This is a genomic window from Pseudomonas sp. S2_H01 (assembly GCF_054668305.1).
Window position 1 is genome coordinate 2,731,255 of record NZ_CP162756.1, and the last position, 13,443, is coordinate 2,744,697.

Here is a 13,443-nt window from a genome sequence, read left to right on the forward strand (position 1 = left end):
CGATGCGGTGGGTCAGTGACATTGAGTTTGCCTGAACGACCGCATTCGCCAGCAAGCCGGCTCCTACAGATTAGATATCGACCGCAAATCATCGGAACGGCGCAGTACCTGTAGGAGACGTCCGAGGTTACGAGGGCAGCGATGCGGTGGGTCAGTGACATTGAGGTTGCCTGAACGACCGCATTCGCCAGCAAGCCGGCTCCTACAGATTAGATATCGACCGCAATCATCGGAACGGCGCAGTACTTGTAGGAGACGTCCGAGGTTACGAGGGCAGCGAATGCGGTGGGTCAGTGACATTGAGGTTGCCTGAACGACCGCTTTCGCCAGCAAGCAGGCTCCTACGGGTGATGCGTCAGGCGCGCTTCAATCGGTTGACCAACCCCGTCGCCAGTTTTGCCGTCAGCCCGTACACCGACAACTGCGGATTGGCGCCAATGCTGGTCGGAAACAGCGATCCGTCATGAATCGACAGGTTTTCCAGTTGATGGTGCCTGCCCAGACTGTCTGCAACGGCGTGCTTCGGATCTTCGCCCATCGCACAGCCACCCATGACGTGCGCGCTGCCCAGGCGCGTGCGGAAGATTTCCAGGCTGAGGGTGTCGATCAGCGAGCGCGCCTGCGCGGCGGTTTTCACGTAGTCGGCATCACCGTGTAGCGGCATGACGGCCTTTGCGCCGCCCGCGAACTGGATCTCGGCCATGCTGTGCAGCGAGCGGCGTACGCCGTCCCAGGCATAGGGCGACACCTGATAATCCAGCACCGGCGTGTTATCGCCGCGCAGTTCGACCGTTCCGCCGACGCTGTCGGGGTGGAAGCCGTCGCGCAGCAACGCCAGCATCATGTGCGTGTGCGGCAACTGGGCCATGCGTTCTGCATTCTTCGGACCGTAATCGCCCAGCAACGTAGTGGTCAGTGCTGGCTGCAAAGGCGGGACCTCAAGCTTGTAGGCCATGGGCCCGGTCACGCCGTCGCGCCACTGGAAGTGATCGGAGTAGATCGATTGCGGCGCGCCATAGAACGGGTTGATGACCTTGTCGAACAGGCTGGCCGAGAACGTCACCAGGTGCAGGAACGTCCGTTTGCCCAAGCGGCCATGGGGGTCCGGTGCCTTGGAGCGCATCAGCAGGGCGGGGCTGTTGATGCCGCCGCCGGCGAGCACCGTGTGACGCGCCTTGACCGTGATCTTGCGCCCGGTGGGTGCGACGCAACGTTCATCCATCGCCTGGCACTCCACGCCGAGTACCTTGCCGTTCTCGATGATCAGGCGTTCGGCGCGCGTCAGATAAAGCAACTCGCCCCCTCGCTCCAGCGTCGCGGGAATCGTCGTCACCAACATGGATTGCTTGGCGTTGGTCGGGCAGCCCATGCCGCAATAGCCCAGGTTCCAGCAACCACGCACGTTGCGCGGGATGACATGCCAGCTATAACCGAGCGCCTCGCAGCCCTGACGAATGACGTCGTTATTGGCGTTTGGCGGCATGATCCACGGCGAGACGCCCAGTCGTTGTTCCATCTTGTCGAACCACGGGGCCATTTCGGCGGGGCTGTGGCCTTTCACCCCATGCTCGCGCGCCCAGTGGTCGAGGGTCTGGTCGGGCGTGCGAAAGCTTGATGTCCAGTTGATCAGCGTGGTTCCACCTACCGCGCGGCCTTGCAGAATCGTGATGGCGCCGTCCTTGCTCATGCGGCCGATCCCTTCCTGATACAGCGTCGAATACGCCTCATCCTCCAGCATGTTGAAATCCGAGCTGGTTTTCAGCGGCCCTTCTTCGATGATCACCACTTTGAGCCCGGCTGCGCTGAGGATTTCCGCCGTAGTGCCGCCGCCTGCGCCGCTGCCGATGATGGCGACATCGGCTTCCAGCGTCAGGTCTTGCTCAAGCGTCGAGCCGTCATGGGTTTTCCAGCCGCGAGCTTGACCCTCGCGGAACGTGTCGGGAACAGGCATAGAACCTCGGTTTTTTATTGTTTTTATGGGTTAGATTTTCGGCGGCCCGGGATAGCCGCATGCGGCCCACGACTCGGCCCGGCCATACCAGGCCATCAGCACCAGTTGCAGCAACGAGCTGTGACCCTGACGCAGAAGGTTCAGCGAACTGTTTTGCCAGCGGCCGAGAAAGTGCCGGATCTGTTCGGCGTCGGCGTTTTCCCAACGACCCCAGATGCCCGTCAGCGGTCCTCGGGTGATCGCCATCGCCACCACATCGAACAGTTGCTGAGTCAGCTTGAGCATTTCCGGGGACAGTCGCGCCAAGCCGCTGTCCAGGCTATGCAGCGTGGCATCTACCGCATTTTGTACGGTGACCGCCGCCGTGGCGCCCTCGATCATGACCGGGATCACCGCCTGCAAAAACGGCATGTCGCTGGCACGCAAAACGCTGAAACCCGGCGCGGCCGTCGTGCTTGAGCATCCGCTGAGACTCGCCGTCACGCCTGCTGTGGACAGAAATACGGTCGCCCCGAGCCCCAATTTCAGAACGCCCCGCCGGGAAACGCCCAAAGCCGCGACACTCATCGCACGAACAACCGTTGAATCAGCTTCTGTATCGCCTTGCCATACGGTGGATAAACCAGCCGCGCGGCATTGAAGCGCTGCTTGATGAACACGGATTTGGCCTTGCTGAACGTCAGAAAACCTTCGTGACCGTGGTAGTGCCCCATCCCGGATGCACCGATACCGCCGAAGGGCAGGTCATCCTGTGCGACATGGAGCAGGGTGTCGTTGAGACAGACACCACCGGAATGCGTCTGCTCCAGCACCCGTTGTTGCTCGGCCTTGTTGTAGCCGAAGTAATACAGCGCAAGTGGGCGAGGTCGTTGATTGATGTAATCGAATGCTTGCTCGATGCGCTCGTAAGGGACGATGGGTAATAGCGGGCCAAAAATCTCGTCCTGCATGACCAGCATCTCGTCCTTCACGTCGAGTACAAGGCTGAACGGCATGCGTCTCCCTTGGCCCTCTTCGTATAAAGAAATGACGTTCGCGCCCTTGCTCGTCGCGTCGGCCAGGTAGCTGTTCAACCGCGCCATGTGCCGTGGGTTGATGATCGCCGTGTAGTCCGGGTTGTCCGCCAGTGTCGGATAGAACCCCGTGACCGCCTTTTTGTAGGCGTCGACAAAGTCGTCGATGCGGTCCCTGGGCACCAGAACGTAATCCGGCGCGACACAGGTCTGGCCGGCGTTCAGCGTCTTGCCGAAAGCAATGCGCTCGGCAGCGTCCTTCAACGGCACGTCATGGGAGACGATGGCAGGGGACTTGCCGCCCAATTCCAGCGTGACGGGCGTCAGGTTCTCAGCCGCAGCGCGCATCACGTGTCGCCCGACGCTGGTGGCGCCAGTGAACAATAAATGATCAAAAGGCAGTCGGGAAAACGCCACGCCGACGTCCGCCTCGCCCAGCACCACCGACACCAAGTCTTCGGGGAAAACCTGGGCGAACAGCTTTTTGAGCAACTCGCCTGTCGCAGGCGTGGACTCGCTGAGCTTGAGCATCACCCGATTACCCGCCGCCAAGGCGCCCACCAGCGGGCCAATCGCCAGGTACAGCGGATAATTCCACGGCACGATCACACCGATCACGCCCAGTGGCTGATAGATGACTTTGGCCGAGGCGGGCTGGAACGCCATGCCCACGCTGCGCCGAGACGCGCGCATCCACTTTTTCAGATGTCGGCGTGCGTAATGAATGTTGTGAAGACTCGGCATCAATTCGGCGAGCAGCGTCTCGTCGGCGCTGCGGTGGCTGAAATCGGCGCTGATGGCGTCGATCAACGCCTGGCGCTCGTTGCTGAGCAATTGACGAAGGCTGTCGAGCCACTGCAGGCGTTGCCCGGCGACCGGCATGGGGTTCGCCGCGAAGGCCCGGCGCTGATTATCGAACAGTCGCTGAAGTTCGGCATGCGGGTCGGGCAGATCGTCAGGCAGGGGCAGGCGGACGGATTCAACAGGCATTGCTGCAGTTCCTTTTGGGCGTTGTAGCGTTGTTTTAGAGTCATTGCTCTATAAAGTCAAATGGTCTTGTCTAGGTCATTGCCAACGTTGTCATGCCCCTTGCGCAGCGCAAATCCGCGAGCCAGACTGCTTGCGCCCGGTTCCGGGTGAACCGCTTTGCAGCACCTGACATGGAGTCTCAATGCGTACGGACTATCTGGCGTTCTTCTTTTCGCTTTTTCTTTCGCGGCTGGCCGATCAGGTCCTGCTGTTTCTGGTGCCGCTGATCGTCTTCCAGACCACCCAAAGCGCTTCCTGGGCGGGCCTGGCGTTTTTTGTCGAGACGCTGCCGCGCTTTCTGGCGTTCCCGATCTGCGGCGCGCTGTGCGACAAGTTCGCCCCGATTCGTTTGTTGCACATCAGTCAGATGTACCGCGCGGTGGTGTGCATGGTTGCTGTTGTCTTGTACGGGGTGTTTGGCGGGATTTACTGGCTGGTGCTGCTCTCCGCGATCTGCGGCGTGTTGACCACCCAGGGGATCATGGCGCGTGAGGTGGTGATGCCCCATATCTTCGCGGATTACCGATACGGCAAGACCCTGTCCTACTCACAGATCGCCGACCAGACCGGGCTCGTCCTCGGACCGTTGCTGGCAGCGCTCTCGCTGGAGTTCTGCCCGTGGCCAGGTGTGGTGATTGGCGTGGCGTTGCTGTTTGTGCTGGCCGACGTCGCCATGCGTGAGTGGCAGCGTTCCAGCAACGTGACGCTGGAAACGTTCGAGCAGCACGCAGACATCTGGTTTCAGCCCTTACGAATTGCCTTCAGGCACATCCGTCAGTCCGCCGAGCTCAAAAAGATCATCTGTCTGGCGGCGGGTGTGAATCTCATCGTAGGCGTGACGCTGGCCAGCTCGGCCGCCATGGTCATTGGCTCATTCGGTGAAAGCAAAGACTTCTACGCGGCGCTTCAAGCGTCGGGTGCGCTGGTCACTATTTTGATTCTGTTCGGGCTCGCCCGGGTCTCATTGCCGCTGTCGGTGCTTGGCCGGGTGTCGTATTGCGCGATTACGCTGGGTGCGCTGATCACTGCCACGGGCGCGGCCTCCGAGATCTATGTAGTGGGCTTTCTGCTCGTCGTTGGCTTCGACAAAATGTTCAATGTCTACATGCGCACCATTCGCCAGCGGGTGATACCGGTGCGCGATTTCGGCAAGACCGTCGGCGTCATTACGCTGCTGAACAACCTGACGCAACCGTTGGCCGGTTTGCTGGTGGGTGTTTTGGCTGTGTCGATAGGATTGCGAGGCGTGATTCTCGCGCTGGCAGTGGCCGCCGTGTTGATTGGCCTTGCCGTGGCCATCGCCACCCGGACGAAGGTGGTGGCATCCGTCGAGTCGTGAGGGCTGCACCCCATCGTGGTCCTTGCGTTAAGATCGGACACATTCCTGTCACGTCCCAACGTTCGAGTCGAGCATGGCGCCGCGCATTAAAACCATACGCATCAAGACCCGTGAACGCATCGTGCAGAGCAGCCTGGAGCTGTTCAATCTGCAGGGTGAGCGCAGCGTCAGCACCAACCACATCGCAGCGCACATGGAGATCTCGCCGGGCAATCTGTATTACCACTTCGCCAACAAGCAGGCGATCATCGCCGAGCTGTTCACCGAATACGAAGCCTTGGTCGACAGCTTTTTGCATCCGCCCAAAGGCCGCTTGCCGGGTGTCGAAGACAAGCGTCATTACCTGACAGCGATTCTCGACGGCATGTGGCGCTACCGTTTTCTGCACCGCGACCTTGAACACCTGCTCGAAGCTGACCCTGAGCTGGCGGCACGTTATCGGCGGTTTTCGCAGCATTGCCTGATCAAGGCCATGGCCATTTACGGCGGCTTCGTCGAAGCCGGGATTCTGGAGATGGACAAGGTCCAGATCGAATCGCTCACGCTCAATGCCTGGATCATCCTGACCTCTTGGGTGCGTTTCCTCTGCACCACCCGGGAAAACGCCACGCACCTGAACGAAGACGCCATTCGGCGCGGCGTGTATCAGGTGCTGATGCTCGAGCTCGCTTACGTCACACCCGACGCTCGGGAAGCTGTGCACGCGCTGTGCGCCGAATTTTACGTGCCGCTGAATAAGGCGCTGGAGGACGCGAGCTGAAGCGTGCTCATCCGCTCAACTGGATTGTCTTATCACTATCGCCACTTTCACTGTCTGCAGGAGCCTGTCATGTCCATCGCGCAATTGATCAGCCCGCAACAACTGGCCGAACGCCAACAACAGCCGGGGCTTGTGATTCTAGATTGTCGTTCCTCCCTTGATGACCTGGACTACGGCCAGCGCAGCTATGCCGAAGGTCACATAGAGGGCTCTTCCTACGCGGACCTGCTCAACGACCTGAGCGGCCCCATCATCAAAGGCGTCACCGGTCGCCATCCGCTGCCGGATCCGCAAGTGCTGATCGAGCGCCTGCGTTTTTGGGGCGTCAATAACGACAGCGAGATTGTGCTGTACGACGATGGCCCGGGCGCCTACGCCGCCCGCGCCTGGTGGTTACTGGCCTGGCTGGGCAAACGTGATGGCGTGTACATCCTCGATGGCGGTCTGAAGGCCTGGCACGGGGCGGGACTGCCGTTGAGCCTTGACCCGCCGGACCATCGACAAGGCTCGTTTCAGGGCAAGCCCGATGAATCCCTGGTGTTGAGTGCGGCCGACTTGCAGGCGCGGCTCGGAGCGCCAGAGATGACCCTGATCGACGCCCGTGCGCCGGCGCGCTTTCGCGGCGAGGTTGAGCCGATCGACCCGATTGCAGGGCACATTCCCGGTGCTCAGTGCGCAGCCTTCACCGACAATCTCGGCCCCGATGGACGTTTCCTCCCGGCTGAACAGCTCAAGCAGCGGTTTGCGCAAACGTTGAAAGGCCGCTCGCCAGACCAGTTGGTGGCCTATTGCGGTTCCGGTGTCACGGCGTGCCATAACCTGTTCGCATTGTGTCTGGCGGGTTATCCGCTGGGCGGGTTGTATGCAGGGTCGTGGAGCGAGTGGATCAATGATCCGGCCCGTGGGGTAGCGACGGGGGAGTAACGCGCTCTGCTGACCGGCTTGGCAGTCTTGATCGATCTGCTGCCGGACTGGATCTGTGCAGATTCATTCGCAATGGAGCGGTGCAGCCGATGGCGAGGCATCGAATGAACCCTCCTTTCGCGAATGAATTCGCTCCCACAGGGGCGGTACATCTGGCCGAGTTCGGGCTAAATCTGCCCCATCGCCCACCGCAGTAAAAAGAACACCACCAGACCGCCGCCAATGGTGGCCAGCAAATTACGGCTGAACGCTGCAATCGCGATGGCGGCGAGGCCGGCCAGCAAGTAAGCGTTCTGAAACGATACCTGCCAATGCTCGCCGTCCGGCAGCAGCATGCCGGGCACCACGATGGCGGTCAGGACGGCGGTCGGCACGTAGTGCAGGCCTTGTCGCACGACCGGCGGGAAGCGCAGGTTGGGCCACGCGAAAAGGCTGTAGCGCATCAGAAAAGTGATCGCCGTCATGCCCAGAATCAGCCACCAATAACTCATGACTGTGCCCGCGCGTGCGACCGGTCGTGAGGGTTGGCAGCCTGTCGACGCTCAAGCAAAACACCCACGGCAATCCCGCTGAATGCGGCCGCCATCAACCCCAGTTTGTACGGCAGCGACCAGGTCATCAGTGCCACGGCGCCCGCGGCCAGTGCGGCGGCGATCTGCGGTTGATTGCGTAGCAGCGGCACCACAATGCCGATGAATGTCGCCAGCATCGCGAACTCCAGACCCCAGCTCGCCATGTCCGGCACCGCCTGACCGAACAACACGCCCACCAGCGAACTGCCGACCCAACAGGCATAGAGTGCGCTGGCCACACCGAGCCAATACCAATGCGCCAGCGGTTGGCGGCCGTGGACGAGGTAGTAGCGCTGCACGACCGCGAACGTTTCGTCGGTCAGCCAGAACGCCAGCAGCAATCGCCAGCGTTGCGGCAAACCCTGCACTTGCGGCTGCAAGGTAGCGCTGTAGAGCACATGGCGCAGGTTGACGATGAAGGTGGTCAGCAGGATCACCACGGCGCTGGCCCCGGCGCCCATCAGGCTGACGACGATGAATTGTGCCGAGCCTGCGTAGACAAACATCGACATGCCGACCGCTTGCCACAGCGACAAACCGCCGACCCCGGCGAGGGTTCCGAAGATGATGCCGAACGGCGCAATGCCGACGAGCATGGGCACACTGTCGCGAAGACCGCGAACGTAGAGTTGATGACGGGACATGGTGTTTCTCCTTATGTCCCGAATGGTAGGCGGGTGGTGTGTCGCTGTCTTGAACGATCTTGCACAGATCCAAAACAGCGTTGAACGGCAGGGGCCGGCTGGCTGGGTCCGCGTCGTTCCGAAGGCTTGAAGGCGGCACTCATACTGTAGGAGCCGGCTTGCTGGCGAATGCGGTGGGTCAGCAGCATCAACTGCGGCTGACAAACCGCGTTCGTCCGAGTGCGGCCCATACCCTCGTAACCTCGGACGTCTCCTACAGGGTTCGCGTCGTTACGAAAACTTGGGGACGACGCTGATACTGTAGGAGCCAGCAAGCTGGCGAATGCGGTGGGTCAGCAACATCGACGGCGAATGACACACCGCTTTCGCCAGCAAGCCGGCTCCTACAGGGTCGGCGAACGGAATCTGCGCCGCGGGAAAGCCTTGTTCTCACGCCCCTGGGGGGAATCAAGGGCGAAGTGTCAGACTTGCTTGAGCCCCATGCACATCCACCAACCACTCCGGAATCCGCTGTTCCAGGTAATAGGTCGGCGTTCTGATCGTGCCGCCGACAAACCCCACATGACCGCCCTGGTTTTGCAGGTCGAACTGCGTGCTTGCGGACAGCTCGCTCGCGTCCGGCAGGCTGTGTTTGAACACGAACGGATCGTCCAGGGACTGCACCAGCAGCGTCGGCGTGCGGATTGCTCCGAGGAAATAGCGGCTTGAGGCGCGGCGGTAATAATCCTGAGCGTCGACAAAACCGTTGAGTGGCGCGGTCACTTTTCCATCGAAGTCCCAGAACGTGCGCAGATTGTCCAGCGAACCCAGTGCGGCAAGGGTGGCGAGGCCTTCGTTCATGCCCTCATGCTGAAAGCGGCGCTGTTTGTCGCGGATATACCCGACCATTTCACGCATGAAATGCCGCTGATAGACCTTGGAAAAACCCAGGCCGATACGATCAGCGCACTCATCCAGACGAAACGGCACCGAAACCGCCGCCGCACCTTGAAGGTTGCTGTCCAGCCCTGACTCGCCCAGGTGCTTGAGCAGAATGTTGCCGCCCAGCGAATAGCCGACCGCGTACAACGGCGCCAGTGGTCGTGCGGTGCGGATATGTGCGATGACGGCGGCCAGGTCTTCACTCGCGCCGGAATGGTAGCTGCGCGGAAGTAGATTGGGTTCGCCAGAACAGCCTCGCCAGTTCAGCGCGACGCTGGTCCAGCCTCGTTTTTCCATTGCCTGCTGCAAGCCAACGACGTACGGCGAGTTGGAGGAGCCGGTGAGGCCATGGAGCACCAGCACGACGGGTGCTTTGGCGTCGTGCGGTCCGTACCAGTCCATGTCGAGGAAGTCCCCATCCTGCAGCCAGATGCGCTCGCGTCGACGATCCATGTGAATGGTTTTTCGCCAGAGCGGGCCCCAGAGGGTCTGCAGGTGAGGGTTGCCGAGTCCGAACGCGGGAACGAACGGACGGCTGTCAGCTCGCGGCAACACTTCTTTCCCATAGCGCGTAATACACCTGCCCGGCCTTTTTCTCACGGTGCAGGCGCCAGTTGCCCGGCAGGCCAAGGGTCGACGGCGCGGTTTCACTCTCGGTGTAGATCCACGCGTTATCCGCCAGCCAGTTGCGCTCTTCGAGAAGCGTGCAGGCGGGCGTCAGCAGATTCTGATGGAACGGAGGGTCGAGAAAGACCACGTCGAACTGCTCAGCCGCTTGCGACTCCAGATACCGCAGTGCGTCGGTGGCGTGCGTCTTGCCGACGGTGCAGCGCAAGGTGCCCAAGTGTTCGCGCAAGCTGGAAATGGCGGTTGAGTTGGTGTCCAGCGCCAGGCCCATGCTGGCGCCACGCGACAAGGCCTCCAGGTACAGCGCGCCGCTGCCCGCGAACGGGTCGAGTACACGGGCGCCTTCGATATAAGGCGCCAGCCAGTTGAACAGCGTTTCACGCACGCGATCCGGCGTCGGGCGCAAGCCCGGGCCGTCAGGGAAACTCAGACGCCGACTGCGCCATTCGCCGCCGATAATCCGCAGTTGGCCCAGGCCCGTGTGGATTTTGTGCCCTTTGTGGATACGCGGCGGCTTGGAAGTCGAGGTCATTAGTGCTCCGGAACGCCGAGAGGTTGCTCGGCGGGTTTATCAGTAGGGGGCGGCAGCGGTTTCTGCGGGACGGTCGGACCGGCAGTCACGATCACCAGCTTGTCAGCGTCCAGATGCTTGTTCATCACCGCCTTGATCTGCTCGACGGTGACGCTCTGGGACTGCGTCATGAAGTCTTCGAGGTAGGTCAGGGGCAGATTATAGAAGCCAATGGCACCCAGTTGGCCAACGATCGCCGAGTTGCTGGCCGTCGACAGCGGGAAACTGCCCGCCAGTTCGCGCTTGGCATCGTCCAGTTCTTTCTGGGTCGGGCCGTTGGCGAGGAAGTCGCGGGTGATGTCCTTGACCAGCTTGAGCGTGTTTTCGCTCAGTTCGGCGCGGGTCTGCAGCCCGATCATGAACGGACCTTGAGCCTGCATCGGGGTAAAGCCCGAGGACACGCCGTAGGTCAGGCCGCGCTTCTCGCGGACTTCCGACATCAAGCGACTGCCGAAACCACCGCCACCCAGGATCGAGTTACCCAGCGACAACGCAGCGTAATCCGGGTCGGCGCGGTCGATGCCCAGTTCAGCCAGCATCAGGTGCGTCTGCTTCGACGGAAACTCGATGTGGGTTTCGCCTGGTTTGGGTTCGGTCGGTGCGACGGTCTTCGCCAGCGCCGGCCCTTTCGGCAACGACGCCGATACCTGCGCGGCCACGGCTTCCGCTTCCGAACGGGACAGGTCGCCGACCAGCGCAATGACCGCGTTACCGGCTGCGTAAGCCTTGGCATGGAAGGCTTTTAGCTGAGCCAGGTTGATAGGCGTGATGCTTTTAGCCGTGCCCATGCTCGGGTGTGCGTAGGGGTGATCGCCGTACAGGCGCTTGAACAATTCGTCGCCCGCAAGCTTTCCGGGGTTCTGCTTCTGGTACTCGAAGCTGGCCATCAGCTGATTCTTGATCCGCGCCAGCGAGTCGGCCGGGAAAGTGGGTTTACCGACAACTTCCGAGAACAGTTTCAGCGCAGGCTCACGCTTGTCCGGCGCACTCAGGCTGCGCAACGACGCAAGGGCCATGTCGCGGTAGGAACCGTTGCCGAAGTCGGCGCCCAGACCTTCGAAACCTTGGGCAATGGCGCTGACATCCTTGCCTTTCACGCCTTCGTTGAGCATGGCGTTGGTGATCAGTGCGATACCCGGCGTCGCGTCGTCCTGACTGCTGCCTGCAGCGAACAGCAGGCGCATGTCGAACATCGGCAGCTCATGGGCTTCGACGAACAGCACGCGCGCGCCTTCGGCGGTTTTCCACGACTGAATGTTCAGCGTCCGGCGGGCGGGTGCTTTGCCGTCGAGCTCTTTCAGCGATTCGAGGGTGTTGGCGGCCTTGTCGATCGCCTTGGGTGCGTCAGCGGTCGTGTCGGCCATCACCGAAGCTGCGCCGAACAGGCCGAGGGTCGCGGCAAGCAACAACGCAGGGGCCCGCGTTCGCGCAAAGCGTGTTTCGTTGCGCTTACTCATGGGCTTTCTCCTCAGGCAGAACGTGTGCGACCGCAAGGCGTTCGCGGGTGAAATAGGTGCGTGCAGCTTTCTGGATGTCTTGCGGCGTCACGCTTTGCAGCGCGGCCAGCTCCTGGTCGATGAGCCGCCAGGACAGCCCGACGGTTTCCAGTTCGCCGATGGTGCTCGCCTGACTGGTAATCGAATCGCGTTCGTAAACCAGCCCGGCGATGACCTGGGCACGCACCCGCTCCAGTTCTTCCTGGGTCGGCGGCTTGGTTTTCAGTTCGTCGAGCAGGCGCCAGATACCGGCTTCGGTGTCGGCCAGGGTTTTCTTCTTCTGCTGGTTAGGCGTGGCGCTGATGGTGAACAGGCTGTCGCCACGGGTATAGGCGTCGTAGTCCGACGATGCGCCGGTGACCAGCTCTTCGCCGCGTTCGAGGCGGGTCGGAATGCGCGCGCTGTAGCCACCGTCGAGCAGGGCAGAGATCAGGCGCAGTGCGTTCACCGACTGAGGGTCGGTGGCCGTGGAAAGGCTCGGTACGTTGAAGCCGTACATCAGGCTCGGCATCTGCGTCGCCACATGAACAGTGATCTGGCGCAGGCCTGGCTCAGGCAATTCGAGCGGCTTTTTCGACGGTGGAACATCGCGGCGCGGAATCGGACCGAAGAAACGCTCGGCCAAGGCCTTCACTTCGTCGGGTTTCACGTCACCGACCACCACCAGCGTGGCGTTGTTCGGCACGTACCAGGATTCATACCAGTGACGCAGCTCTTCGACTTTCATGCGGTCCAGGTCAGCCATCCAGCCGATGGTCGGCGTGTGATAGCCGCTGGCAGGGTAGGCGATGGCCTTAAAGCGCTCGTAAGCCTTGGCATTGGGCTTGTCGTCCGTGCGCAGGCGGCGCTCTTCCTTGATGACTTCGATCTCGCGGGCGAATTCTTCCGGTGGCAGCTTCAGCGTCGCCATGCGGTCGGCTTCCAGTTCGAAGGCTACGCTCAGACGGTCACGCGCCAGCACCTGATAGTAGGCGGTGTAGTCGTCGCTGGTGAAGGCGTTCTCTTCGGCGCCCAGGTCGCGCAGGATCAGCGACGCTTCACCCGGACCCGCCTTGGAACTGCCTTTGAACATCATGTGTTCAAGCGCATGGGAAAGGCCCGTCTGGCCGGGCGTTTCATAGCTGGAGCCGACCTTGTACCAGACCTGAGACACCACGACCGGCGCGCGATGGTCTTCGCGCACGACCACTTTCAGGCCGTTATCCAGCGTGAATTCGGAAGTGGGTTGGGGATCGGCGGCGTTGGCTGCAAGGGGCAAACAGAGTGTGCCGAGCAGCAGGCCTGCGGCACAGCGGGCGAGAGCATTCATTCGTAATTTGAACCTTCGAGGCGGCCTGCTTGAACTTAGCGTCGGCGGGCGCGGGGGTGTTAGGATAGCGGCCAGTTTGGCTGCCGACTATGTCTAAGACTCATGCTTGGGAATCGGACTACGATGAAATGCGCTGCTATGGCGCATTTCTGTAGGGATTGCCGGGAGTGTTGAGCGATTGTCGAGTAAAGCTCACTCAGCCAACTGATGAACAAGCGGACATAAAAGCAGTCTGTTTCGCATTGACAGAATTTTCAGAGGCGCCGCTCTGGCGCGTCGCTACCTTG

At 61.3% G+C, this 13,443-nt stretch carries 12 protein-coding genes; 3 read left to right on the top strand and 9 right to left on the bottom strand.

Annotated features, from left to right (window positions below; translation table 11 throughout):
* Positions 1-355: 355 nt before the first annotated feature.
* The 3 genes from AB4N84_RS12105 to AB4N84_RS12115 are packed head-to-tail and all read right to left on the bottom strand — an operon-like array spanning position 356 to position 3,954.
* A complete protein-coding gene (locus AB4N84_RS12105; RefSeq protein WP_460046505.1) occupies positions 356-1,951 on the bottom strand; it encodes a GMC family oxidoreductase in 1,596 nt (531 codons plus the stop codon).
* A 30-nt stretch (positions 1,952-1,981) separates the two neighbouring features.
* On the bottom strand, positions 1,982-2,518 hold the full coding sequence (locus AB4N84_RS12110) for a twin-arginine translocation pathway signal protein (protein ID WP_460046507.1): 537 nt from the start codon (positions 2,516-2,518) through the stop codon (positions 1,982-1,984).
* Positions 2,515-3,954 (bottom strand): coniferyl aldehyde dehydrogenase, encoded by a 1,440-nt coding sequence (locus tag AB4N84_RS12115; RefSeq protein WP_460046508.1) that lies wholly within the window; start codon positions 3,952-3,954, stop codon positions 2,515-2,517. Before AB4N84_RS12115 ends, AB4N84_RS12110 begins: the two co-directional genes overlap by 4 nt.
* 181 nt (positions 3,955-4,135) lie before the next feature.
* On the opposite strand from AB4N84_RS12115, the gene AB4N84_RS12120 reads away from it, so the two are divergent.
* The 3 genes from AB4N84_RS12120 (at position 4,136) to AB4N84_RS12130 (ending at position 7,016) form a co-directional block, all read left to right on the top strand.
* Positions 4,136-5,332 carry an MFS transporter gene (locus AB4N84_RS12120; RefSeq protein WP_074752405.1) on the top strand — a complete coding sequence of 399 codons (1,197 nt, stop codon included), beginning with the start codon at positions 4,136-4,138 and terminating at the stop codon, positions 5,330-5,332.
* Between the two features lie 73 nt (positions 5,333-5,405).
* Positions 5,406-6,092, top strand: a complete 687-nt coding sequence (locus AB4N84_RS12125) for a TetR/AcrR family transcriptional regulator (RefSeq protein ID WP_460046509.1) — start codon at positions 5,406-5,408, stop codon at positions 6,090-6,092.
* Between the two features lie 69 nt (positions 6,093-6,161).
* A complete protein-coding gene (locus tag AB4N84_RS12130; RefSeq protein ID WP_460046511.1) occupies positions 6,162-7,016 on the top strand; it encodes a sulfurtransferase in 855 nt (284 codons plus the stop codon).
* A 167-nt stretch (positions 7,017-7,183) separates the two neighbouring features.
* Here AB4N84_RS12130 and AB4N84_RS12135 read toward each other — a convergent pair whose 3' ends face one another.
* The 6 genes from AB4N84_RS12135 to AB4N84_RS12160 all read right to left on the bottom strand — a co-directional run bounded on the left by AB4N84_RS12135 (position 7,184) and on the right by AB4N84_RS12160 (position 13,156).
* Positions 7,184-7,507, bottom strand: a complete 324-nt coding sequence (locus AB4N84_RS12135) for an AzlD domain-containing protein (RefSeq protein WP_074752402.1) — start codon at positions 7,505-7,507, stop codon at positions 7,184-7,186.
* Positions 7,504-8,232 (bottom strand): AzlC family ABC transporter permease, encoded by a 729-nt coding sequence (locus tag AB4N84_RS12140; protein WP_460046512.1) that lies wholly within the window; start codon positions 8,230-8,232, stop codon positions 7,504-7,506. Before AB4N84_RS12140 ends, AB4N84_RS12135 begins: the two co-directional genes overlap by 4 nt.
* Before the next feature lie 447 nt (positions 8,233-8,679).
* Positions 8,680-9,705, bottom strand: coding sequence for a hydrolase (locus AB4N84_RS12145; protein WP_460047006.1), 1,026 nt, complete (start codon positions 9,703-9,705; stop codon positions 8,680-8,682).
* Positions 9,692-10,312, bottom strand: coding sequence for a 16S rRNA (guanine(966)-N(2))-methyltransferase RsmD (rsmD, locus tag AB4N84_RS12150; protein ID WP_460046514.1), 621 nt, complete (start codon positions 10,310-10,312; stop codon positions 9,692-9,694). Before rsmD ends, AB4N84_RS12145 begins: the two co-directional genes overlap by 14 nt.
* On the bottom strand, positions 10,312-11,808 hold the full coding sequence (locus tag AB4N84_RS12155) for a M16 family metallopeptidase (protein ID WP_460046515.1): 1,497 nt from the start codon (positions 11,806-11,808) through the stop codon (positions 10,312-10,314). The genes rsmD and AB4N84_RS12155 overlap by 1 nt, the downstream gene beginning before the upstream one ends.
* Positions 11,801-13,156 (bottom strand): M16 family metallopeptidase, encoded by a 1,356-nt coding sequence (locus AB4N84_RS12160; RefSeq protein WP_460046517.1) that lies wholly within the window; start codon positions 13,154-13,156, stop codon positions 11,801-11,803. Before AB4N84_RS12160 ends, AB4N84_RS12155 begins: the two co-directional genes overlap by 8 nt.
* Between the last annotated feature and the right edge of the window lie 287 nt (positions 13,157-13,443).